Raw genomic sequence first — 22,704 nt, 5'->3', positions numbered from 1 at the left:
GCGGCGCGTCGCCCGCCTCGCGCGACCTCGGCGTTCCGCTCCGGCGGCCGCCTGCGGCGGAGTGGCCGGGCCGTGTCGTCAGCGCTCGGGAGGAGCGTCGCCGGCCGGGGTGGCGGCGGCGGGGAAGGTCGGCGTGGGCGCCTCGTCTCCGTCGGCGAACGGATCATCCGGCAAGGCGGGGCGCGGACCCGGGCCGTCGGGGGCGAGCCAGGCGAGTTCGTCGATGACCTCGCGGAAGGTTCGCAGCGCCGTCGAGAGGGCGGGGCGCCAGTCCTCGCGGCGATAGGCGGCGCTCATGCGCGACTGTTCGATTTCCGGCTCGCTCGTCAGCGCGACCACGCGGCCCGACACGACGTCCGCGTCGACGAGTCGGCGCGGCAGGATCGCGACGCCGACCCCGGCCGAGACCATGTGCGCCACCACCGTGATGCTGTTGCTGACGGAGATCTGTTGCGGGGTCAGGCCGTCGGTGCGGAACCAGTTCACCGTCTGCTGATACATCGGCGAGGGGCTCGGGTTGGTGAGCACCGGGATGTGGCCGAGATCGCGCGGGCGGATCCGTTCGGGCAGGCCGAAGCTCGGATGCGCGACCCACGCCGCTTCCTGGATGCCGAGCGCCAGCACGCGAAGGCGCGGATCGTCGTGCAGATTGATCCCGAGCGCGAGATCGAGCCGGCCGGCGAGGAGGTCGCGCTCGAGGTCGACGCTGGTGCCGATCGCGAGGTCGAGGCGTAGCAGCGGATGCCGCTCCCGCAGGATCTCGAGGACGCGGGGCAGGCCCGCCATCGCGACGGCTTCGCTGACGCCCATGCGGACGACGCCGCTGATCGTCCCCTGCATCGAGCGGTGTTGCAGCTTCTCGACCTCGGACAAGACGAGCGTCGCGTGGTCGAGCGTGGTGATCCCGTCGCCGGTGAGGCGCAGGCCGCGGCCTTGGCGGGCGAACATCGGCCGGCCGACGGCCTCGTTGAGATCGCGCAGGCGGAGCGAGACGGTCGATTGGGTGAGGCTGAGATGCTGCGCGGCGGCGCTGACGCTGCCCAAACGGGCAACCCACACCAGTGCCTCAAGTTGCGCCAACGTGATCCGCATAAATTGAAAATACCAATGAATCGCGTTCCAAAATACTCATTGGAGTGATTCTATCAATGTCTGTTAACGTCCTCGCCGATACGGGGCCCGGCGCCCGCCGAGAGCGGGCCGGGCTCGGACCCGAATGCGAATGGGGGAATGGCGATGACGAATTGGCGAAATGGGATTAGCGCGGCCGTCCTGGGGCTCGCGCTCGCCGCACCGAGCGCGTCGATGGCGCAGGATCTCGATGCGGTGAACCTCAAGGTTTCCGGCGGCAACCGCACGCAGAACCAGTTCCGGTATATCCAAGAGCCGTTCTTCAACACGGAGCTTTCCGAGGCCTCCGGCGGCAAGGTGACGACGACCTTCGGCTCGCTCGATGATCTCGGAATGCAGGGCCCCGAGGTGCTGCGCCTTCTCGGTCTCGGCATGTTCGACATTTCCGAGGGCACGCTGTCCTATATGGCGGGCGAGGCGCCGGCCTTCGAGGCGCTCGACCTTCCCGGCCTCACCTCCGACATCAAGGCCCAGCGTCAGATGGCGGACGCGTTCCGCCCGACGCTCGAGAAGGAGATGATGGAGCGCTTCAACGTGAAGCTCCTGTCGATGGCGCCGATCGCGCTCCAGGTGCTCTACTGCTCCAAGCCCGTGTCGGATCTGTCCGATCTCAACGGCCTCACCGTGCGGACCTTCAACCGCGCGATGGCTGAGCTCGTCGAAGGGCTCGGCGCGAAATCGGTCAACATCCCGTTCGCCGAAGTCGTTCCGGCGCTCGAGCGCGGCGTCGCCGATTGCGCGATCACCGGCACCTCGGCCGGCAACACGGCCCGCTGGTGGGAGGTGACTGATCATCTCGTGGTCCTGCCGATGGGCTGGTCGATGACCTTCTTCGCCGCCAACGCCAACAATTGGGGCCGTCTGTCCGAGGAGACGCAAGCCTTCCTCACCGAGCAGTTCGCCGGGATGGAAGATCGCCAGTGGGCGCAGGCCGAGGCCGACATTCAGGACGGCATCAACTGCAACACCGCCGAGGGCGAGTGCAAAGACGGCATCGTCGCCGATCCGGCGATGACGCTGGTGGAATTGTCCGACGAGGACATCGCCCACGCCAACCAGATCCTCAACGAGGCCGTGCTCACCGGCTGGGCCGAGCGTTGCGGTGAGGACTGCGTCTCGGCGTGGAACGGCACCGCGGGCGCCGTTCTCGACATCGAGGTGTCGGCAAATTGATTGCCGGCAGCGGTCTCGACCGCGCCGTCGGCGCGGTCTCCCTCTGGATGGCCCGGCTGGGGGGCGTCGCGCTGCTGGCGGCGGCGCTCCTCATCTCCGCCGAGGTGCTGACGCGGGCGACCAACATCGCGTCCTGGAGCCTCGGGACGGAGCTGTCCTCCTACGCGCTCGCGGTCAGCGCGTCCTGGGCGCTCGCCTTCGTCGTCTATGAGCGGGCACATGTGCGGGTCGACGTCCTGATCCGCCGCCTGTCACCGAACATGCGCGCAGCGGCGGACATTCTGGCGGTAAGCGCGCTCGCGATCGTCGGCGGTCTCCTCGCCGTCGGCGCCTATGGGATGGTCGAGACGTCGTTGCGGCTCGCGGCGCGGTCCAACACGACGCTCGGCATGCCGCTCGCCTGGCCGCAGGGCCTTTGGGCGGCCGGGCTCGTCTGGTTCACCTTCGTCGCCCTCTTCCGTGCCGCCGCCGCGATCGAAGCGCTGTGGCGCGGCGATTACGCCACCGTCGATGCGGTCGCCGGTACGCCGTCGACCGACGACGAGGTGGAGGAGGCGCTCGAAGCCTCCGAGCGACACGCGCTCGTACGGGATTGAGAGTGATGGTACCCACGACACTCGGCCTTCTCTTCACGCTCCTCCTGATCGGCTTGCCGATCGGCGCGGTGATGCTCGTCCTCGCCCTCGCGATCGGCGCGATTTTCTCGCCGATGCCGCTCTATCTCGCGGCAGGGGAACTCTCCTGGGTCTCCTCCTCGAATTATCTCCTCGTCTCGGTGCCGCTCTTCGTCTTTCTCGGCGAGATCCTGCTGCGGGCGGGGATCGCCGAGCGACTCTATGGGGCGATCGTCCAATGGATCGGCTGGCTGCCGGGCGGGCTGATGCACGCCAATATCGGCGCGAGCGGCGTCTTCGCGGCGACCTCCGGCTCCAGCGTCGCGACGGCGGCGACGATCAGCGTCGTCGCCAAGCCGATGGTCGAGCGCTACGGCTATAATGAGCGCCTTTTCTACGGCTCCGTCGCCGGCGGCGGGACGCTCGGCATCCTCATTCCGCCGTCGATCAACCTCATCCTCTATGGCTGGCTGACGAGCACCTCGGTGCCGGGCCTTTATATGGCGGGTGTCATTCCGGGCCTCGTGCTCGCCGGCCTCTTCTCCGCGGCGATCGTGCTCATCTGCCTCGTGAAGCCGGGCTTCGGCGGCACCCGCATCGAGACGAGCTGGCGCAAGCGGATCGAGAGCCTGCCGGCTCTCGTCCCGCCGCTCTTCATCTTCGCGGTGATCCTCGGTTCGATCTATCTCGGCATCGCGACGCCGACGGAATCGGCTGCGCTCGGCGTTCTCTCCGCCCTTGTGCTCGCCGCCGTCCACGGGCGCCTCACCGTCGGCGTTCTCCTCGAGGCGATCGACGGGACGATGCGGACCACCGGCATGATCATGCTGATCGTGATGGCGGCCTGGTTCCTCAATTTCACGATCTCCGCGATGGGCCTCGTGACGGCGATCAATCAGGGCATCGTCGCGATGAACCTCGACCCGCTGACGCTGCTCGTCGCGGTGATCGCGGTCTATCTCGTGCTCGGCTGCTTCATGGATCCGCTGCCGATGATGATCGTCACGGTCCCCGTGCTGACGCCGCTGATGGTCTCGGCCGGCTATGATCCGATCTGGTTCGGCATCCTCATCGTCCTCCTCTGCGAGGCGGCGCTGATCACACCGCCGATCGGCATGAACCTCTTCGTGGTGCAGGGGGTGCGGCGGCGCGGCTCCATCGTCGATCTGATGGTGGGCGTCCTGCCGTTCCTCCTCGCGCTCATCGTGATGATCGCCGCGATCATCCTCTTTCCTCAACTCGCTCTCTGGATGCCGACTTTGTTGCGCGGCTGATCCTTCCGCAGGAGAACATCAATGTCAGAAGACTTTTCGGTTCGGTTGCGCGGCCAATCCGTGGTCGTGACCGAGGCGATGCGGGCCGCCGTGCTCGACGAGATGCCGGAAATCGGCTGGATCGAGGACGAGGGGCTGCGCACCAAGGTGCTGAACGCCTGGGCGGCGGCGCTCGCGGCGAGCGGCTTCCGCAAGCTCGGCGAGCTGAAGCCCTCCGGCAACTACGACTCCCCGCCGCTGAAGACCGGCACGCAGGCCGATCATATCCGCTCCGTCACCCGCCTCGCGGTGAAGATGGCCGAGGAGCTCGACGGCCTCTTTCCCGGCTTCGAGTACGATCGCGATATCCTGATCGCCGGCGGTCTGTGCCACGATATCGGCAAGGTGTGGGAGTTCGACCCGGAGAATGTCGAGCGCTGGCGGGCCGATCCGTCGGCGACCGGGATGCCCTCGATCCGGCACCCCGGCTACGGCGTCTATATCTGCCTCGTGTGCGAGTTGCCGGAAGAGGTGGCGCACGTCGCCGGTGGGCATTCGGCCGAGGGTGAGCTCGTCACCCGCAGCCTCGAGAACACGATCATCCGCTGGGCCGACCACAGCTTCTGGAAGATCGTCGAATCGGGCGGTCAGCTCAGCGACGTCGACACCTGGCTGCCGCCCGCCAAGATCGGCGCGGCCTGAGCCTCAATCCGGCTCGACGGCGATGACGCGGGCGGGGCAACCGTCCGCGTCCGGCAATTTGAGGGGCAGCGCGTAGACCGTGGTCCGCGGGTTCGTCAGAGCGCCGAAATTGGCGACGTATTCGATGAGGATCACGCCGTTCCTCAACAGCACGTCGTGGCTGACGAAATCCGCCATCGGCGCGGTGACGCCGCCGAGAAGCTGGCGGATCGGATAGTCCTGCGGAAAGTCCGGGGCGAGCGCCTTGATCTTGCGGGCGAGAAGCCACTCGCAGGCGTCGCGGCCGAGATAGGGCGCGTCGGTCCAGAACTCGGGCGTCGCGAGCGAGCGCGCCTCATCCCAACACGTCTTCAACAGCACGATATCGCCCTCGCGAACGTGGCCGCCGCGCGCGTCGAGCATCGCGGCGGTGATCTCCGCCTGCGGCGCAATGTCCGACGTGATGTCGACAATGGCGGCCTCGCCGATCGTCGCCTCCAGCGGCACGTCGCTCGAGGTCTTGCCGTCGGCCAGCATGTGGCGCGGCGAGTCGATATGGGTGAAGCCGTGCACCACGAGGCCGAGCCACGTGACCTGGAACTGGGCGCCGTCGGCGAAGCTGCTCTTCAGCGAACGCTCCATCGGCCAGCGAAAATGCGGTTCGATGGAAACCGATAGGTCGACGATACGGGCCATGGCGCGTCCTCTCTTTTTTGGATTGGCGCGAGCCTAGAAGCTGTCCCGAATTGCGGCAAGACTTGCATGCAATATCGCGAAACAGAGGCGAAGACCGTCCTCCGGCTCTTGACGCTTCAGCGGATTTGCATGCAAAAATTCAAATCAAAGCCCGTCGCAGTCAACGGAGAATTGGCGCCGACAGGTGACGGACGTCTCGATACGACCGCAATCAAATAACGCGCGCGACTCAACGGCAGCGACGCGAACAAAACAGTTGGAGGAAACGAACGTGTACAAGCTCGGTACAGGTCTATCCCGTCGTCGGTTCGTCGTGCTCGCGGGCGCGACGTCGGCCGCCATGGTCGTGCGTCCGCGCGTCGGTCGCGCCGCGGTGAACCTCAAGCTCACCCACCCCGCCGACACCAGCCACCCGGTCCACACCGAGACGGTGAAGATGGTCGAGCGCATCGCCGACCGGACCGACGGCGAAGTCGCGATCACGATTTTCCCGAACAACGCCCTCGGATCGCCGACCGAGACCGCGCAGCAGACGCGCGCCGGCGCGGTCGACATGATCATTCTCAACCCGGCGAATATCGAGGCGCTGTCGCGCACGATCGGCGTCGTGAACATTCCCTACCAGTTCGACAGCTACGAGCACGCCCACAAGACGCTCGACGACACGGGCCGCGCGTGGATGGCCGAGCAGCTCGCCAATGCCGGCTTCACCTGGGTCGCGAACTGCGAATGGGGCTTCCGCAGCCTGTCCAACAGCCGCCGTCCGGTGAACACCCCGGCCGATATCGAAGGGCTGAAGCTGCGCGTGCCGCCCGAGCTCGCGATCAAGCTCGCCTTCGAGGCGCTCGGCGCGCTGACCCAGACGATCGCCTTCCAGGAGGTCTATCTCGCCCTCGCCAACAAGACGGTGGACGGGCAGGACAACCCGGTCGGCACCACCTACGCCGCCAAGTTCTTCGAGGTGCAGGACCATATCGCCCTCACCAAGCACATCTATGCGACGGTGATGCTCGCCTCGAACCCGCGCGCCTGGGAGCGCCTCACCGACGATCAGCGCGCGGTGATCTCCGAGGAGGCGACCGCCGCGGGCAATGCGGCGCGCCAGCAGGTGATCGACCAGGAGAGCTTCTATCTGTCCAAGATGGAAGAGTCGGGCGTCGCCGTCACCCGGCCCGAGATCGCGCCCTTCCGCGAATTGATGACCCCGGCCTATGACGAGCTGAAGGCCACCATCGGCGAGGACGCCTGGAACACCTGGCAAGGCTACGTGGACGCGGCCCGCACGAGCAGCTGATCCGCGATCAAGCCCGCCGCCCCGGCTGACGCGTCGGGGCGGCGGATCGACCGCCCCGCTCGTCCTCTCGCCGGAGTGCTCCTCGCGCCATGTTCATGGTCATTCTTCTCGCCGCGCTGTGCGGTCTGATCCTCATCGGCACGCCGATCGCCGTCGCGCTCGGCATGATCGCCGTCGGGACCATGTGGTACACGACCGGGCCGGACCTTCTCTTCATCTTCATCCAGCGCCTCTATGCCGGGACGACCTCGTTCCCGCTGCTCGCGATCCCGTTCTTCATCGTCGCCGGCAACCTGATGAACACCGGCGGCATCACGGTGCGCATCTTCGATGCCGCACAGCTCTTTGTCGGTCGTATCCGGGGCGGACTGGCGCACGTGAACGTTCTCGCGAGCGTGCTCTTTGCCGGCATGTCGGGCTCGGCGGTGGCGGATGCGGCGGGGCTCGGCATCATCGAGGTGAAGGCGATGCGGAAGGCGGGCTATACCGGCCGTCTCGCCGCGACGGTGACGGTGGTGTCGTCCACGATCGGGCCGATCATGCCGCCGAGTATTCCGCTCGTCATCTATGGCAGCCTCGCCAACGTCTCGATCGGCGCGCTGTTCCTCGCGGGCATTCTGCCGGGCGCGATGATGGCGATCGCCCTGATGATCGTGATCGCGATCGTCGCCCATCGGCGGAATCTGCCGGTGATGGCCGAGCGGCCGCACGGGGCCGAGGCGCGGCGGATCTTCCTCAACGCGGCCCCCGCGATGCTGACGCCGATCCTCATCATCGGCGGCATTCTCGGGGGTCTCGCGACGCCGACCGAGGCCGCCGTTCTCGCCACGGCCTACGCGCTGATCCTCGGCCTCTTCGTCTATCGCGAATTGCGGCTGAAGGATCTGCCGGACATTCTCTGGCTCTCCGCGCGCCAGACGGTGCAGGTGATGTTCATCATCGCCGCCGCCGCGCCGTTCGGCTGGGTGCTGATCCAGCAGCAGATTCCGAACGCCGTGATCGAGCAGCTCTTCAACCTCACCAGCGAGCCTTGGGCGATCCTCCTCCTCATCAATATCGTCCTCCTGGTGCTCGGCATGTTCATCGAGGGCGTGGCGATCATCATCATCGCCTTCCCGATCCTGCTGCCGGTGATGATGGAGATCGGCGTCGACCCGGTGCACTTCGGCATCATCATGGTGCTGAACCTGATGATCGGGCTCGTGACGCCGCCGGTCGGCATGTGCCTGTTCGCCGTCTCGGAGGTGAGCCGCGTGCGGGTCGGCGAAATCGTGCGGGAGATGTGGCCCTATGTGCTCGCGCTCCTCGCGGTTCTGATGCTCGTCACCTTCGTGCCGCAGACGGTGCTCTTCCTTCCCGAACTCTTCGGATACGGAGCCGGCCGATGATCGCCCTCCTGAAAGCGGCGGACATCGCCGTCGCCCGTGTGTGCAAATGGGGCGTCATCGCCGCGCTCAGCGTCCTCTTCTTCCTGCTGCTCGCCGGGGTGGTGACGCGCGCGGTCCCGTTCGTGTCGATCACGGGATATGACGAGATCGTCGAGCTCCTCATCGCGTGGATGACGTTCATCGGCGCCGTCGCCCTGTGGCGCGAGGGGGCCCTCTACAACGTCACGCTGCTCCTCGTCGCGGTGTCGCGGCCGTTGCGGCTCGCGCTGGAGATCCTCATCCGCCTCCTGATGCTCGCCTTCGCCCTCATCCTCCTCGTGAAGGGGTACGAGTTCGCGGCGGGCTCGGGCGAGACGACGCCGTTTCTGCGCTTCGACAAGGTCTATTGGTACGCTTCAATCCCGGTCGCCGGCGCGCTGATGGTCGCCTATTCCATCGCTGGTCTCGTTCTTGCGATGCGGGGACATTTCGATCAGTCGGAACCATCCGGCGGGCTCCTCGGCTGAGCCGGACCCGACCCCATTCCTCCAACGATCTGGGACACGTTCATGGGCACGAGACTCGCCAACAAGACCGCAATCATCACCGGTGGAGGCGGCGGCATCGGCGGCGCGACCGCGCGGCTTTTCTGCGAAGAAGGGGCGCGCGTCGTGATCGTCGACCCGTCCGATCGCGGGATCGAGCGGGTTCTCGGCGAGGTGAAGGCCGCGATGCCGGACGCACCGATCGAGGCGATCAACGCCGACGTCTCCAAGGAGAGCGAATGCGTGCGCGTGGTCGAGGCGGCGAAGGCGGCCTTCGGCGGCGTCGACGTTCTCGTCAACTGCGCGGGGGTGCGCTCCTATGAGCCTCTGGCCGAGGCCAAGGAGGAGACCTGGCGCTGGATCCTTGACGTCAATCTTCTCAGCTATGCCTTCATGGCCAAGGCGGCGCTGCCGGAGCTGCGCCGGTCGGGCAAATCGTCGATCGTCAACATCTCGTCGACCTATGGCGTCTATGGGCGCAAGGGGATGGGCCAATATGATGCGACGAAAGCAGGTATCCTCGCGCTGACGCGCACGCTCGCCTTCGAGGAGATCGAGCACGGCGTGCGCGTCAACTCGATGTGTCCGGGGCTGATCATGACGCCGTTCCATGTCGAGCGCCTCGGCCGCACGCCGGAAGAGCTTCTCGCCGAGGACATCGACATGGCGTTGATCCGGCGCTGGGCGGAGCCGCGCGAGATGGCCTATCCCATCCTCTGGCTCGCCTCCGACGAGGCCTCTTATATCACCGCGACCACCATCATGGCCGACGGCGGACGCCCCGTTCTCTGAGCGGGTGTGCCGGCCGCGGCGCGCCGCGGCCGGCCGGTCTCAGGCGGTCTCGCCGAAGAAGTGGCGGTCCTGCAGCTTGCGGAGCGCCAACAGCTCGGACGCCGGGTCGATCTCGATATCGCCGAAGCGCACCGGTTCGCCCTTGGCGACGGAGCGAATGAGGCGGCGGTTGGACGCCAGATAGAATGGAACGGGGTTCTCCGCCGCGAGCGGGGCCGCCGGGACCATGTGCGCCGACGTTCCGTCGACGAGGTGGTGATGCCCGCCCATATGGAGCGTGGTGCCGGCCGCGAGATCGGTCTCGGCGACCATCACGAGGTCGACTGTGTGCTGCGGATCTTCCGCCCCGCCGGACATGCCGTGGATCTTGGCGTCGAGGATGCTGGTTGCCGCTTCGAGACCGAGCAGATGACGCGGCAGATAGAGCGCCGCGGTCGACCCGTCGCGGCTCACCACATGGCCCTTGTCGCGCAGGAGCTTCCACGTCGCCGCATCGTCGCACCGCACGACGACGAAGACACCGCCGGCGAAGCTGACTTCGGTCGGCGCCCGCAGGCAGTGGAAGACGTCGAGGCTACGCGGGCCGGAGAGGAGGCCGCCATCGCCGGCGAGGGCGAAGAGGCTCGGAAGCTCGTCGATCCGGCCGATCGGGGCGTGGAATGCGGGATTGTCCGGCAGGAAGCCCGTCGCGTTGGCGACGATCGACATTTCGCACAGGTCTGGCACCAGGCGCTGGGGGAGGGCGGCGGCGATCGCCGAGCGCGTCGCCACGATCTCGCGCACGTCGCGATCGCCGAGGCGCTCGACCGCGCCGAACCCGGCGACGGCAATCTCGCGCCCGTTGCTGGTGATCGTCTCGCGGGCGGCGTCGAACACGAAGTCATATTCGGAGGACTTGCCGGCGGCGAGGATCTCGAAGCCCAGCGTCTCGGCCCAGGTGATGAGGCCGATCGCGAGGCTCGGCTGGTCGCCGTCGACCGGGGTCGAGACGACGCCATTGCGCTTCGCCATCAGCGCGAGGCCGGGGCCGACCACGCTATCGACCTCCTTGGAGACCATCGCGACATGGCAGCCCGCCTCGATCGCGAGGCGCGCATGGCGGGCGCCGGCCTCGGGATGGCCGGTCGCCTCGACGACCGCGTCGATCGGAAGCTCGAGCGTCACGGCAAGGTCGGAGGCGGCGATATAATGACCCGCGTCCCAGGCCGCGCGGGCCTCGGCGGCGGTGGTGCAGATCCTCACGCGGGCGCGGTCGACGCCGATGGCGGTGAACGCCGCGGCGGCGGTCTCCGCGTCGAGATCGACGGCGACGCGGGTGTCGAGCAGCGCCATGCGCTCGCTCTGCGCGAGGAAGCTGCGCCCGAAGTCTCCCGCGCCGATGATCAACGTCGTCACCGGGTCCGCGTTGGCGTAGAACGCATGGTAGTTCATGACCGTTGCAACTCCATGCAATCAACCGAAAAATGTGCTCCGGCTGCATTGCGCCCTTAAAGGGATGTGGCCAGCCTCGGCAAAAGTTGCATGCAAAATCGGCGTGTTGTCAACGCGCTTGCCGACCTCGATCGAGGATAATATAGAAGTTGCATGCAAGACTTGGCGGTTGTCGAAACGGACGCGGACGACGTGGACTCCACCCGGAAGGACCGGCGTGGCCAGCGTTCAACCTATGCGGCGCAGCGTATCCGGGACATGATCGTCGCCGGCGAGCTGCCGGCCGGTGACCGGATCCCGGAGCGGATGATCACCGAGCGGCTCGGGATCTCCCGCACGCCGCTGCGCGAGGCGTTCAAGATTTTGGAGGCGGAGGGCCTTGTCCACATCGAGCCCAATCGCGGCGCGATGGTGGTGCAGCTCTCCCTCGCCGACGTCGAGCAGATCATCGAGATGCTGATCGGCATGGAGCTTCATGTCGCCGAGCTCGCCTGTCAGCGCGGCACGGACGCCGAAATCGCCGAGGCGGAGCGGCTCCATCACGAGATGGTGGCGGCGTTCGAGCGGCGCGACCTGCTCGAATATTTCAACGTCAATCAGCTCATCCATCTGCAGCTCTTCGTCTGCGCCCATAATGACGCGCTGACGCGGGTCTACAAATCCGAGAGCGCCCGCATCCGCCGCTACCGGTTCGCGAGCAACCGGGAGCCGAGCCGCTGGGCGCGCGCCGTCGCCGAGCACGAGATGATCCTCGACGCGTTGCAGCGCCGCGAGGGCGCCATTCTGCGCGAGCTTCTGCGCGCCCATCATTGGAGCGGCTGGCGGGCGACGCGAAAGGTCCTCGAGCCGGAGCTGCCGTGAGGCGGCCCCGATTCGGCATCCGGGCGGATTGCATTTAAGACTATGTCCCGGATGCAGCGCGGCGCCGAGACGGCGCCCGGATCGAGAAAGGGGCGGACGTGGTGAGGACGTGGCGAAGGCAGGCGAAGGGGCGTCCGGACAGCGGGGCGGGCATACGATGACGCGTGTCGCCGTGATCGGGACGGGCGGAACGATCTCGTCCATCGCCACCGACATCTTCGATTATACCGACTATCCTGAGACCGGCCGCAAGCTCTCCGCGGCGGCGATGATCGAGGAGATGGCGGTCCTCTCGCGCTATGCCGAGCTCGTTCCGGTGCCGTTCGTCGAGGTCGGCTCGAACGCCATCGGTCCGGCCGACTGGCTGCGCCTCGCCACCCTCATCGCCGGCCTCGCGGAGGACCCGGACATCGCCGGCGTCGTCATCCTCCATGGCACGGCGACGCTGGAGGAGACGGCATATTTCCTCCATCTCACCATCAAGACCGAGATGCCGGTGGTGCTCGTCGGGGCGCAGCGCCCGTTCAACTCGGTCGGCACCGATGCGATCGCGAACACCGCCGCGGGCGTCCGTGTCGCCGCGTCGCCCGAGAGCCGGGGGCGCGGCGTCCTCCTTGTGCTCAATGACGAGATCCATTCGGCGCGCGACGTCACCAAGACGTCGACGCATCGCCTGCACGCCTTCAAGTCGGGCGTCTTCGGCCCGCTCGGGACCGCGGATCCCGACCGCATCGCCTATGCCCGTCGGCCCGAGCGCGAGCACACGCTCGCGACCCCGTTCACCGTCGGTGAGGGAACGGCGCTCCCACGCGTCGACATCGCCTATGCCTATGCCGGTGTCGACGGAACCGTCGTGCGCGCCGCGATGGCGGCGGGGGCGGGGGGCATCGTGTCGGCCGGTTTCGCGCCCGGCATGAGCAGCCCGGCGGAGCGGGACGCGCTTCTCGAAGCGGCGGCGTCGGGCGTCGCGGTGGTCCAGTCGACGCGCGTCGGCACCGGCCGGGTGACGCGTCACCATTATCTCGCCGAGACCGGCTTTATCGGCGCCGACGATCTCACCCCGCAGAAGGCGCGTATCCTGTTGATGCTGGGGCTCATGGTGACGCGGGATGTCGAGACGCTGCGGGAATATTTCCGGCGGTTCTAGCGGGGCCGCCCGTCCTCGAGCCGCGCCGCCGTGCCCGGGACGCCGCGTCCCGGCAGAGCCGGGCCACGGCTGCGGGGGCCGTCTGCCCCCGGCGCGCGATGCGCGCTCCCCCGAGGATATTTGCGGAAGGTGATGGGATCAGCCGGGGGGAAATACGAGAATTTCCCGCTTGAGTTGTAATTCCGATCTGGTAGGCTGATCGTGCGGTACAGCCGGGGACGGCGATGACCGCGAAGGTGATGGCCGGGGCGAAAGCTCCGGCCTGATCTTTTTTCGGTGTGCTGGCGACGTGGCTCGCCGGCGTCATGCCGCGCGACGTGTCGGGGCGGGGCGCGATGACCGGCACCCCTCGCGCCCTTGCAGCGATCGCGTTAAACCCGGTCGCCATCGGTCGCCCGCCGACCGCCACACAGCGTCCCGAACCGGATCCGACCATGACCGCTGCCGACCCGCTCACGCGCCGTCTCGCCTTCCTCGCCGAGCTCGAGAAGTTGAAGTCGGTGACGCGTCAATCCCGCCTCGTCGATGGGAGTCGAAACGAGAACTCGGCCGAGCATTCCTGGCACCTTGCGATGTTTGCGATGGTTCTCGCGCCGCACGCGCCGGGGATCGACACGGAGCGGGTGATCGAGCTCCTCCTCATCCACGATATCGTGGAGATCGACGCCGGCGACGTGCCTTATCATCTCGCCGGAAAGGATCTCGCGAAGATCGCCGCCACCGAGGTGGCCGCGGCGGAGCGGCTGTTCGGGCTTTTGCCGGAGGATGAGGGGGCGCGGTTGAGGGCGCTCTGGGACGAATTCGAGGCGGAGGCGACGCCCGAGGCGCGGTTCGCCAAGGGTCTCGACCGCTTGCAGCCGGTGCTTCTCAATCTGATGACGGATGGCGGCACCTGGGACGATTTCGCCGTCACCGAAGAGCAGGTGATGGCGCGCTGCGGGCCGCCGATCGAGGGGGCCTCGCCGGAGCTCTGGGCCGCGGCGACGGCGTTGATCCGGGCCCATTTCGCGGCGCGTCGGGCCGTGGGCTGACGACGGGGCGATGCCGGTGAGGGGACGGGCGCTCGCTGCGGCTCGCGGCTTTGGTGCGGGTGAGGGCCGCACGGATAGAGCGCGAAGTCTGGTTCGATGAAATTATAAGTTGCGGTCGTCGCGAGGCACACGTATCGTCATGGCGGTGCTGGGGGATCGCTCATGTCGATTATGTTGAAGCTCGTCGCGGCCTTTATGCTGCTGTTGAGCGTGTTCTTCGTCGTCATCGCCTATACCGCGCCGTCGCTGATCGCGTTCTCGTATTTGTCGGCGGCGTCGAGCCTTTTCGTGGCCGGCATTTTGGTGCTTGCGGTCGGGAGCATGCTCGATCGGTTGCAATCGATCGACCGCGCGGTCACGGCGCAGTTCGAGCTGCTCGATGCCTATCGGCGCCCTCAGACGCGGCTTTCACGATAATGGACGCGCGGCGACGTGTCCCGAAGGGGGCGCGTCACCTCGCGTCCGGGACGGGGAGGGGACGGCGGCCGGTCACGCCCGGAAGCGGTGCATCGCATCGTTGACGACGATCGACCAGCCGCTTTCCTTGATCGCGAGGTCGGAGACGATGCTCGAATGATGACGGAACGCCACAAAACGCAGAGAGGCGGTGCGCCCGGCGTCGGACATCGTGTCGAACAGCATGGCGGACTGGCGGCGAAACTCCACCGTCTCGTCGCCGCCGGCGGCGATATAGACCGGGCAGGGGATGTCGGCGGCGCGGGAAAGGGGCGAGAATTCGCGGACCTCGTCGGTCGTCAGGTGCAACTCGTCTTGGATGAAGGCGTGCCGCAACGGGGCGAGGTCATAGATCCCGCTGATCGCGACGACGGCGGCGGGTGGCTTCGGGAGCCGAAGCGCCATCTCGACGGCGAGGTGGGCGCCCGCCGAATGGCCGACGATCACCGCGCGGTCGACCTCCGCGAGGATCGCCTCGCACGCCGCCATCGTGTCGGCGACGATGTCGGCCATCCGCACGGCGGGCATCAGCCGATAATCGACATTGTAGAATGTCGCGTGAGCGCCGATGGCCGTCTCGGCGACGAAGCCGAAATCGGCCGCCTCGAAGCGCCGCCAATAGCCGCCATGGATGAAGATCAGCGCGTCGGAGGCGCGTCCCGTCTCGCTCTTCGAGACCGCTTGCATCGGGTCAGGGCCGGTCGCGATGCGGATCGGCGGGTCGAGGGTCGCCATCGCCTTGGCCGAGAGGTCGCGATACCGACCCTCCCAGGATGCGAAATCCGGCACGGTGATCGAATTTTGGAGCTGGGAGTTCCAGAAGGCCTCGGTCTCGGGATACGTCATTCTGCGGCAATCAACCCCGCGTCCAGTGTCACGTTGGCGAGTTGGTTCTTGTAGATCACCCCATCTTTCATGATCATGACAAGATTGTCGCGATGCTGAAGCACAGAAACATCGTTCAGGACGTCGCCGCGCACCAGGAGAAGATCGGCATAGCATCCGGTGCGGATCTCGCCGACGGGAAGGCTCATCAGCGCGCCGCCGATCCGCGTCGCGCATTCGAGCGCTTCGAGCGGGGAGTAGCCGAAATACTTCACGAAGTGGGCGATATCGCGCGCATTGGTGCCCATCGGGGTGATGTTGAAGCCATAATCGCCGCCAACGACGACGCGCAGGCCGCGCTTGCGGATCGCGGTCAACGTCTCGCAGGTCTTCTCGAATTTGCGCAGGAATCCCATCGAGTCGACGATATCCTCGGTCATACCGACGCGCTCGCCCTCGAAGACGACATTGTGCACGAGCCCGAAGGCAGGCCCTACGAAGATCCGATCTTTGACGCTCTCCAGCATGTCGAGCGCCTCCTCGTCGGCGAAATCGCAATGATAGATGCAGTCGAGCCCGTGGCGGACCGCCATCTTCACGCTCTCGGAGGAGCGGGCATGACACGCGGTCGTCTTGTGGAACGCCCGCGCGACGCGGACGAAGGCGGCGAGCTCGTCATCCTCGAGCGGGGTGATCTCCGCGCGGGCGTGGGAGACGAACTCGTCGCCCGAGATGTTGATCTTCATGATGTCGACCCCGTCGCGGACGCATTCGCGCGCGACGCGGCGCATTTCGTCCGGCCCGTCGGCGACGAGGCCGAAGCTCTCTTCGTAGATGTGGCGCTTGCGCTCGTCGCCGAGGCCGGCGGTGGTGGTGATCTCGGGGCTGCCGGCGAGCATCCGGGGGCCGACGATGAGGCCCGATTTTATCGCGTCGCGCGCGGTGACGCCGAGCATTGGCTTCGCCGACGCCGCCTCGAAGATCGAGGTGAAGCCGCATTCGAGGAGAAGCTTCAGGTTTTGCGCGGTGCGCAGCATGTGCTCCTCCGGGCCGATCCGGCCGAGATCGGCATTCTCGTCGATCCCGACAAAAGAGGGGTGGCAGTGCCCCTCGACCATGCCGGGCATCAGGGTGAGGCCGGTCCCGTCGATCGTCGTGGCATCGCCCGAGCCGACCCCGATGCCGACGGCCTCGATCGTGTTGCCGACGATGGCGACGTCCGTCCCGTCCGGCGCCGCCTTGCGGCCGTCGAACACCTTTGCGCCTTTGATCACGAGCATTTTTGCCTCCTTGCGACGCGTCCTCCGGCGCGGATTATGCGTCGCCGAGGTTGATTTGGATACCGCTTGGCAACCGAGGCGGGCGGCGCGCGGAGAGGGAAGTCGCGCGATCACTCGCGCAGAGCGTGAAGTCGTGCTTGATCGTTGGGCGGACCTGGCTCATTCTCTGCCCAATTGGTCACTCGGTGAAGCATGCGTCTCGGTATCAACCTGTTGTGCGCCACGGGTCATGTCACGGAGGCGCATCGTGAGCTTGCGGCCCATGCGAAGGCCGTCGGCTACGATCTCGTCGAGGTTCCGGTCTTCGAGGGAGAGCCGGAGCACTATCGCGCGATAGGACGAATGCTCGACGAGATCGGCATCGCCCGCACGAGCGTTTCCGTTATCCCCGACCCGGCGGCCGACCCGACCCATCCGGACCAGGCGGTGCGCACGCGCGGTCTCGCCCATCTCGACTGGGCGGTCGATTGCGCGGTCGCGCTCGGATCGGAGAGCATTGGCGGGCCGTTCTCCGCGCCGATCGGCGACTTCAGCCGCGCCCCGATCCCCAGCGCCGACAGGGCGCGCGGCGTCACGGCGCACAGGGCGATGGCCGAGCGTCTGCCGGAAGGGATGATCCTCAGCCTCGAGCCGCTCAATCGCTTCGAGAGCGCCTTCCTCAACACCGCCGAAGAGGCCGTCGGATATGCCGAGGCGGTCGGCCATCCCGCCTTTCGCCTGATGCCCGACACCTTCCACATGAACATCGAGGAGCGCGACCCGGCGGCCGCGATGGCGCACGTCGCGCCTTATGCCGGCGTCGTCCATGTGGCGGAGAATGATCGCGGGATACCGGGGCGCGGGCACATCGATTTCGTGCCGCATTTCAAAGCGTTGAAAGCGGCCGGCTGGGACGGGATCATCGTCGTCGAGGCGTTCGGCGCGGCGCTGCCGGAGCTCGCCGCCGCGACGCGCGTCTGGCGCCCGCTATTTCCCGATCTCGGCACCCTGTTCGCCGAGGCGCACGACTTCGTACGCGAGACGTGGGAGCGGGCATGAGCGTCTTTGCGATGGAGGGCATCACCAAGGCCTTTCCGGGCGTGAAGGCGCTGTCGGACGTCTCGTTCGCCTGCGCGGCCGGCGAGGTGCACGCGCTCGTCGGCGAGAACGGGGCCGGCAAATCGACGCTGATGAAGATCCTGTCGGGGGTCTATCAGCCGGACGCGGGCCGGGTGGTTCTCGGCGGCGAGACGGTGCGCTTTCGCCATCCCGTCGACGCGATCGCGGCGGGCGTCTCGGTGATCCATCAGGAATTTTCGCTGCTGCCGGACCGGACCGTCGCGCAGAATATCTTTCTCGGCCGCGAGCCCTCCCGGCGTGGCATCGTCGACGAGCGGGCGATGGAGCGCGACACCGCGCGTATCCTGAAGAGTTTCACGGGCGAGCACGGAATTTCGCCGCAAAGCCTGGTCGGCGACCTGTCGATCGCGGCGCAGCAGATGGTGGAGATCGCCAAGGCCGTGTCGGTCGACGCCAAGGTGCTCGTGTTCGACGAGCCGACCGCCGCGCTCGACGAGGCGGAGTGCGAGATCCTGTTCGCGATCGTGGAAGATCTCGCCCGCAAGGGGATCGCGATCGTCTACATCACCCACCGTATGCGCGAGGTGACGCGCCTTGCCGACCGCGTCACCGTGTTGAAGGACGGCGAGATCGCCGCCCGGTTCGACGACGTGCCGGAGCCGCAGGCGATCGTCGCCGCCATGGTCGGGCGCGATATCGGCGAGTTCTATCCTCCGCCCGCCGAGCCGGAAGAGATCGGCGGGCCGCTCCTCGTCGTCGAGGACGGCGGCAATGCCAGGCTGAAGAATATTGCGCTGACCTTGCGCGCGGGCGAGATCGTCGGTCTCGCGGGTGTTCAGGGGGCGGGGCGGACGGCGCTCGCGGCGGCGCTCTTCGGCGCCGAGCCGTTCACGCAGGGACGCGTGAGCCTCGCCGGCGCGCGGGTCGACATCGCGAGCCCACGCGCGGCGATCGCGGCCGGCATCGTCATGCTGCCGGGCGACCGCAAGGCCGAGGGGCTCGTCCTGATGCAGTCGGTGCGGGACAATGCGATGCTCGCCGCGCGCGCGGCGGGGCGGATGCTGTCCGGCATCGCGCGCACCCCGTTCGGCACGCAGCGGGAGATCGACGCGCTGCTCAAGGCGGTCGACGTGCGGGCCGGCTCGTTCGATCAGGAGATCGCCACCTTGTCGGGCGGGAATCAGCAAAAGGCGATCCTCGCGCGCTGGCTGGCGCTGAAGCCGCGCGTTCTCCTCTTCGTGGAGCCGACACGCGGCGTCGACGTGAACGCCAAAGCGGGGATCTATCGCGCGATGCGTGAGCTGGCGCGCGGCGGCTCGGCGATCCTCATGGTCTCGTCCGACCTTCCCGAGGTGCTCGGCGTCGCGGACCGGGTGCTCGTGATGCAGGCCGGTCGGATCGTCTCGGAACGACCGCGCGGGACGAGCGAGGCCGACATCATGCACGACGCCACCGGCGAAGCGCACCGGGTCGCGGCGTGACGGTCGCCGACGCCGCTGCGCCCGCCCGCCCGCCACGCCGCCTCGCGCGACGGTTCGAGCGCTATGCCCCCGCGCTGATCCTGTTGCTGGCGGCGGCGTCCTATCTCGGCGTCGTCTTCGGCACCGGGCAGACCCAGTATCTGACGGCCGACAATCTGATCGCGATCCTCAATCGCTCGATCGCGCTCGGCATCACCGCGGTCGGCCAGACTTTCGTCATTCTGGTCGGCTCGATCGACCTTTCGGTCGCGAACCTCATCTCCGTCGCGGCCGTTCTCGCCTCCTTCATCATGAAGGGGGAGGCGTCGATGATCGTGCCGGCGGTGATCGCCGTTCTCGGGGTCGGCGCGCTGGTCGGCCTCGTCAACGGGCTCGTCATTACCAAATTGTCCGTCAATCCGCTGATCGCGACGCTCGGTATGGCGCTGCTCCTGCAAGGTGCGTTGTCGGCGAATTTCAACAATTTCGCCGGATCCGTGCCGGATGCGTGGAAGCTCTTCGCCTATGGCGAGATCATGGGCCTGCCGGTCGGGCTCGTGTTCCTCGCCGTCCTCGCGCTCCTCGCCTGGTTTCTGCTCCGCCGCACGCGGCTCGGCTCGGACATGTACGCCGTCGGCGGCAACCGCGACGCGGCGCGCTTCGCCGGGATCAAGACCGACAATGTGATCATCGCGAGTCACGTCCTGTGTAGCCTCGCGGCGGCGACGGCGGGGCTTTATCTCGCCGCACGGCTCGGCTCGGGTGCGCCGTGGATCGGGCGGGATGGGGTCTATGATCTCGAATCGATCGCCGTCGTCGTGATCGGGGGGACCGTGCTCGCGGGTGGGCGCGGCGGCGTGCTCGGCACGATGGCGGGGGTGATGATCTTCTCGCTGATCGATTCGGTGTTCAACGTCGCCGGGGTCGACGCCTTCGCCAAGCAGGTGCTACGCGGTGTCATCATCGTCGCCGCCGTCGCGCTCTATGCGGCGCGTTCGAAACGGTTCGCGGCATGAGCGCGGCCGACGGGACGGCCCGCGAGGCGCGGCGCTTTCGCCTTCCGGCCATCAATCCGGTGTGGTTCATCCTCGCCGCGCTGATTGCCGCCATCGCCATCGAGAATGCCAATTTTCTGGCGCCGATCGGCTACATGAATTTCCTCAAGCGGGCGGCGCCGCTCGCGATCCTGGCGGCGGGACAGGTCTATGTGATCGTCTCGGGCGGGTTCGATTTGTCGGTCGGGTCGCTGATCACGCTGACCGTGGTCGGCTCGTCGATGCTCACCAACAACGACCCCGCCGCGACCTATTGGGTCATCCCGCTGATGCTGGCGATGGGGGCGGTGGTGGGGCTCGTCAACGGCCTCGTCGTCTCGGTGCTGCGTGTTCCATCGCTGATCGCGACACTCGGCATGATGATCACCCTCAACGGGCTCGCCTTTCTGTGGTCGGGCGGTGCGCCACGCGGCTACCTGCCGGAAACCTTTCGCTTTTTCGGGCGCGTCAACCTTCTCGACGTGCCGTTGGTGAACATCCTTCCGGTGGCGCTGCTCGTGATGATCGGGGTTGGCACCCTCTTGACGCTGCTGATGCACCGGACCGCCTATGGCAAGCTGCTCCACGCGGTCGGCGACAACCCGCGCGCGGCATTTCTCGCCGGCGTTCCGGTCGCGCGGGTGCGGGTGACGGCGTTCGTCATCTCCTCGCTCTCCGCCGTCGTCGCGGGGATCCTGCTCGGCGGCTTTGCCGGCGTGTCGACCGACGTGGGGGCGGGCTACGAGCTCCAGGCGATCACCGCGGCGGTGATCGGCGGGGCGCAGCTTCTCGGCGGCCGAGGCACGGTGCCGGCGGCGATGGCCGGAGCGCTGACGCTCAACGCGATCTTCACGCTCCTCAATTTCCTCGGTCTGCCGAAGCCGGTCCGCGACGTCGTGCAGGGTTTGATCCTCATCGCAGCGGTCGCCCTCGCGACACTGCGGCGTCGGCGCGCAGGCCGCTGAATCGCGGCGGAAAAGGCAGCGGTTCGGGACAAATCGGTTGCCACCTGGGGTGGAGATGTTCGCGGCCTGGTGGTATCGTGTTGCCATAAAAAAATGGGAGGATACCGCGTGTTAAGAGGCTTCATGACGCTGGTCGGCGCGCTGTCGCTCGCCTTGGCGACCACCGCCGTCTCGGCACAGAATTTCGACGATCCGGACGAGTTCGCAAAGCAGCGCGAACAGCTCGAGATGACGCCGAACGGACCCGAGGGGCAGCCGTGGCTTCAGTATCTCGGCGAGGACATGGCCGACACGTCGAGCCATGCGAAAGACGGCCCTTACACCTTCTGTTTCTCCAATGCCGGGGTGAACAACCCGTGGCGCGTCGTCGGCTTCACCAACATGCAAGCCGAGGTCGAGATGCACGACGAGATCGAGAATTTCGTCCATGTCGACGCCGAGGGCTCCGACGACAAGCAGATCGCCGATATCGAGGACCTCCTCGCCGGCGGCGAATGCGATGTCTTGATCGTCTCGCCGAACACCACGGCGGCGCTGACGCCGGCGGTCGAGAGGGCGTGCGAGCAGCTCCCGGTCATCGTGTTCGATCGCGGCGTCAACACCGACTGTCCGGTGACGTTCATTCACCCGATCGGCGGCTATGCCTTCGGCATCGAGGCGGCGGAGTTCATCGCCGACAATGTGGATCCGGGCGCCAATGTCCTGATGCTGCGGATCCTGCCGGGGGTCGATGTGTTGGAGACGCGCTATTCCGCCGGCAAGCGGATCTTCGACGAGGCGGGCCTCAACGTCGTCGGCGCCGAGTTCACCGATGGCGACAACGCGAAGACGAAATCGATCGTGGAGGACTATCTTCAGCGCGGCCAGATCGACGCGGTGTGGATGGACGCCGGCGCGACGGCCGTCGCCGCGATCGAGGCGTTCGAGGACAATGGGCTCGAAGTGCCGCCCTTCAACGGTGAGGATCAGCAGGATTTCCTGCAGAAATGGCGTGATCTCGGGATGACGGCGATCGCGCCGACCTACCCGACCTTCCAGTGGCGGACGCCGATCATCGCCGCTTTGTCGGTCATGAAGGGGGAAGAGGTGCCGGGGCCGGAATGGGTCCTGCCGCAGCCCGCGATCGACGGTGACAACCTCGCCGATTACATCAACGAATCCATGCCGCCGCTGCATTATGCGATGTGCGGCTGCGAGGAGATGCCCGGCTATCCCGAGCGCTGGGGCGGGCGCGACTGACGCGAGAGGCCAGACGCAAGATGCCGGCGCGCGCGGCGCCGGCATTCATTCGGCCTCCCTCGGCGGCCTTCGCGTGAAGGCGCCGACGGGGCCACGGCTTACGAATTGGCGAACCGGATGCCCTGGCGCACTTCGCTGATGGCCTGGTCGATGAGGCCGATCGCCTTCGTGCGATGGCCGCCTTTGTTGGCGGCCGCGGCCTGAAGCTGCTCCTTCGCCTTCTGCAGGTTCACGATCGCCGCCTCCATGTGAGACTGCTTCGCCACAGCCTCGCCGGCGACCGCGATCGTTCCGATCGCCGCCGCGGTCCCGACCATCGCCGTCCGGCGCGAAATCTTGCTGTCCATGCGCGTATCTCCTGTGTCACCCG

At 67.0% G+C, this 22,704-nt stretch carries 23 protein-coding genes; 17 read left to right on the top strand and 6 right to left on the bottom strand.

From position 1 onward, the window contains the following. Positions 1-78: 78 nt before the first annotated feature. Positions 79-1,080, bottom strand: coding sequence for a LysR family transcriptional regulator (locus tag L1787_RS09295; protein WP_235708525.1), 1,002 nt, complete (start codon positions 1,078-1,080; stop codon positions 79-81). A gap of 156 nt (positions 1,081-1,236) precedes the next feature. Between L1787_RS09295 and L1787_RS09290 the strand changes: the two genes are divergently transcribed. Genes L1787_RS09290 through L1787_RS09275 form a run of 4 tightly spaced genes read left to right on the top strand, consistent with a single transcriptional unit; the run spans position 1,237 to position 4,873 of the window. Continuing rightward, positions 1,237-2,304 (top strand): TRAP transporter substrate-binding protein, encoded by a 1,068-nt coding sequence (locus L1787_RS09290; RefSeq protein WP_235708524.1) that lies wholly within the window; start codon positions 1,237-1,239, stop codon positions 2,302-2,304. Continuing rightward, positions 2,301-2,900 carry a TRAP transporter small permease subunit gene (locus tag L1787_RS09285; protein ID WP_235708523.1) on the top strand — a complete coding sequence of 200 codons (600 nt, stop codon included), beginning with the start codon at positions 2,301-2,303 and terminating at the stop codon, positions 2,898-2,900. The genes L1787_RS09290 and L1787_RS09285 overlap by 4 nt, the downstream gene beginning before the upstream one ends. A gap of 5 nt (positions 2,901-2,905) precedes the next feature. Further along, entirely contained in the window at positions 2,906-4,192 is a 1,287-nt protein-coding gene (locus L1787_RS09280) for a TRAP transporter large permease (RefSeq protein ID WP_235708522.1), read from the top strand. Positions 4,193-4,213: 21 nt separating this feature from the next. Continuing rightward, positions 4,214-4,873 carry an HD domain-containing protein gene (locus L1787_RS09275; RefSeq protein ID WP_235708521.1) on the top strand — a complete coding sequence of 220 codons (660 nt, stop codon included), beginning with the start codon at positions 4,214-4,216 and terminating at the stop codon, positions 4,871-4,873. 3 nt (positions 4,874-4,876) lie between these two features. Here the strand turns inward: L1787_RS09275 and L1787_RS09270 are convergent, their stop codons facing one another. Continuing rightward, positions 4,877-5,548 (bottom strand): cyclase family protein, encoded by a 672-nt coding sequence (locus L1787_RS09270; protein ID WP_235708520.1) that lies wholly within the window; start codon positions 5,546-5,548, stop codon positions 4,877-4,879. A 271-nt stretch (positions 5,549-5,819) separates the two neighbouring features. Here L1787_RS09270 and L1787_RS09265 point away from each other — a divergent pair, with 271 nt between their 5' ends. The 4 genes from L1787_RS09265 (at position 5,820) to L1787_RS09250 (ending at position 9,546) form a co-directional block, all read left to right on the top strand. After that, positions 5,820-6,842, top strand: a complete 1,023-nt coding sequence (locus L1787_RS09265; RefSeq protein ID WP_235708519.1) for a TRAP transporter substrate-binding protein — start codon at positions 5,820-5,822, stop codon at positions 6,840-6,842. A 95-nt stretch (positions 6,843-6,937) separates the two neighbouring features. Beyond that, entirely contained in the window at positions 6,938-8,230 is a 1,293-nt protein-coding gene (locus L1787_RS09260; RefSeq protein WP_235708518.1) for a TRAP transporter large permease, read from the top strand. Then, positions 8,227-8,736: a TRAP transporter small permease gene (locus L1787_RS09255; protein WP_235708517.1), complete on the top strand. Its 510-nt coding sequence runs from the start codon at positions 8,227-8,229 to the stop codon at positions 8,734-8,736. The genes L1787_RS09260 and L1787_RS09255 overlap by 4 nt, the downstream gene beginning before the upstream one ends. A gap of 42 nt (positions 8,737-8,778) precedes the next feature. Beyond that, positions 8,779-9,546, top strand: coding sequence for an SDR family NAD(P)-dependent oxidoreductase (locus L1787_RS09250; protein WP_235708516.1), 768 nt, complete (start codon positions 8,779-8,781; stop codon positions 9,544-9,546). A 39-nt stretch (positions 9,547-9,585) separates the two neighbouring features. Here L1787_RS09250 and L1787_RS09245 read toward each other — a convergent pair whose 3' ends face one another. Beyond that, on the bottom strand, positions 9,586-10,977 hold the full coding sequence (locus L1787_RS09245) for an NAD(P)H-dependent oxidoreductase (RefSeq protein ID WP_235708515.1): 1,392 nt from the start codon (positions 10,975-10,977) through the stop codon (positions 9,586-9,588). 192 nt (positions 10,978-11,169) lie between these two features. Here L1787_RS09245 and L1787_RS09240 point away from each other — a divergent pair, with 192 nt between their 5' ends. From L1787_RS09240 to L1787_RS09225, 4 genes are all read left to right on the top strand, one after another. Next, entirely contained in the window at positions 11,170-11,838 is a 669-nt protein-coding gene (locus tag L1787_RS09240; protein WP_235708514.1) for a GntR family transcriptional regulator, read from the top strand. A gap of 157 nt (positions 11,839-11,995) precedes the next feature. After that, complete coding sequence (locus tag L1787_RS09235; RefSeq protein ID WP_235708513.1) at positions 11,996-12,985, top strand: asparaginase; 990 nt, start codon at positions 11,996-11,998, stop codon at positions 12,983-12,985. Positions 12,986-13,419: 434 nt separating this feature from the next. Beyond that, on the top strand, positions 13,420-14,016 hold the full coding sequence (locus L1787_RS09230) for an HD domain-containing protein (protein WP_235708512.1): 597 nt from the start codon (positions 13,420-13,422) through the stop codon (positions 14,014-14,016). Between the two features lie 171 nt (positions 14,017-14,187). Then, positions 14,188-14,433: a hypothetical protein gene (locus L1787_RS09225; RefSeq protein WP_235708511.1), complete on the top strand. Its 246-nt coding sequence runs from the start codon at positions 14,188-14,190 to the stop codon at positions 14,431-14,433. Positions 14,434-14,505: 72 nt separating this feature from the next. On the opposite strand, the gene L1787_RS09220 is transcribed toward L1787_RS09225, so the two are convergent. Continuing rightward, complete coding sequence (locus L1787_RS09220) at positions 14,506-15,318, bottom strand: alpha/beta hydrolase (RefSeq protein ID WP_235708510.1); 813 nt, start codon at positions 15,316-15,318, stop codon at positions 14,506-14,508. Then, on the bottom strand, positions 15,315-16,577 hold the full coding sequence (locus L1787_RS09215) for a metal-dependent hydrolase family protein (RefSeq protein WP_235708509.1): 1,263 nt from the start codon (positions 16,575-16,577) through the stop codon (positions 15,315-15,317). The genes L1787_RS09220 and L1787_RS09215 overlap by 4 nt, the downstream gene beginning before the upstream one ends. 192 nt (positions 16,578-16,769) lie before the next feature. Here L1787_RS09215 and L1787_RS09210 point away from each other — a divergent pair, with 192 nt between their 5' ends. From L1787_RS09210 to L1787_RS09190, 5 genes are all read left to right on the top strand, one after another. After that, positions 16,770-17,615, top strand: coding sequence for a sugar phosphate isomerase/epimerase family protein (locus L1787_RS09210; protein WP_235708508.1), 846 nt, complete (start codon positions 16,770-16,772; stop codon positions 17,613-17,615). Next, the gene (locus L1787_RS09205) at positions 17,612-19,117 is read left to right on the top strand and encodes a sugar ABC transporter ATP-binding protein (RefSeq protein ID WP_235708507.1); all 1,506 of its coding nucleotides are present in this window, start codon (positions 17,612-17,614) and stop codon (positions 19,115-19,117) included. The genes L1787_RS09210 and L1787_RS09205 overlap by 4 nt, the downstream gene beginning before the upstream one ends. After that, the gene (locus tag L1787_RS09200; protein WP_235708506.1) at positions 19,114-20,112 is read left to right on the top strand and encodes an ABC transporter permease; all 999 of its coding nucleotides are present in this window, start codon (positions 19,114-19,116) and stop codon (positions 20,110-20,112) included. Before L1787_RS09205 ends, L1787_RS09200 begins: the two co-directional genes overlap by 4 nt. After that, positions 20,109-21,095, top strand: coding sequence for an ABC transporter permease (locus L1787_RS09195; protein WP_235708505.1), 987 nt, complete (start codon positions 20,109-20,111; stop codon positions 21,093-21,095). Before L1787_RS09200 ends, L1787_RS09195 begins: the two co-directional genes overlap by 4 nt. Positions 21,096-21,218: 123 nt before the next feature. After that, positions 21,219-22,334, top strand: a complete 1,116-nt coding sequence (locus L1787_RS09190; protein WP_235708504.1) for a substrate-binding domain-containing protein — start codon at positions 21,219-21,221, stop codon at positions 22,332-22,334. 98 nt (positions 22,335-22,432) lie between these two features. On the opposite strand, the gene L1787_RS09185 is transcribed toward L1787_RS09190, so the two are convergent. Next, positions 22,433-22,681: a hypothetical protein gene (locus tag L1787_RS09185; RefSeq protein ID WP_235708503.1), complete on the bottom strand. Its 249-nt coding sequence runs from the start codon at positions 22,679-22,681 to the stop codon at positions 22,433-22,435. Positions 22,682-22,704 lie beyond the last annotated feature (23 nt).

It is taken from the genome of Acuticoccus kalidii (assembly GCF_021556395.1).
In the GTDB taxonomy this organism is placed as follows: domain Bacteria; phylum Pseudomonadota; class Alphaproteobacteria; order Rhizobiales; family Amorphaceae; genus Acuticoccus; species Acuticoccus kalidii.
Note: the sequence above shows the minus strand (reverse complement) of the source record. Positions and strands in the feature narration are given on the sequence as shown.